The organism is Billgrantia ethanolica, from assembly GCF_021404305.1.
Classification (GTDB): domain Bacteria; phylum Pseudomonadota; class Gammaproteobacteria; order Pseudomonadales; family Halomonadaceae; genus Halomonas; species Halomonas ethanolica.
In genome coordinates, this window is the sequence record NZ_JABFTX010000020.1 from 1 (window position 1) to 405 (window position 405).

Consider the following 405-nt stretch of genomic DNA (forward strand, 5'->3'; position numbering starts at 1 on the left):
GCTGCACGCCGACGTCTGACCTGGGATTTCACCGCCTGCCAGCGGGTCTCCCAGGTGGCATCCAGCTCGCCGTTGGCACTGGTGACCCGACAGCCACCGCGGGTGAGCTGTGCGTCGGGTTGCAATTTCCAACCGGCAGCTGCCAGCTCGGTGCCCAGGTGCTCCTCGACCAGTTTGTGGTCGAGCGGATGTAGCCAGAGGCGTTGCTGGCCCACCAGCGGCGGCTCGGTATGCAATAGCGCACCGATCAGCTCAAGCACCTGGCGCGGGCGAGCCTTGAGCGCCTCTCCGGCGAGCTGATGGCCGGTAGCAAGGGCCAGCTCCACCAGGTCGTTAGCAATCTCTTCATCGAGCCCCTCGAGGGCGATGGAGAACTGCTCTGCCAGCGGCCGAAGCGGTGCCACG

The 405-nt window shown here is 66.4% G+C and carries 1 protein-coding gene; it reads right to left on the reverse strand.

Annotation, left to right across the window (positions count from 1 at the left end; all coding sequences use genetic code 11):
- Positions 1 to 405 (reverse strand): FliH/SctL family protein (locus HOP53_RS21320; RefSeq protein ID WP_234271867.1); only part of this gene is annotated, 405 nt, incomplete at both ends.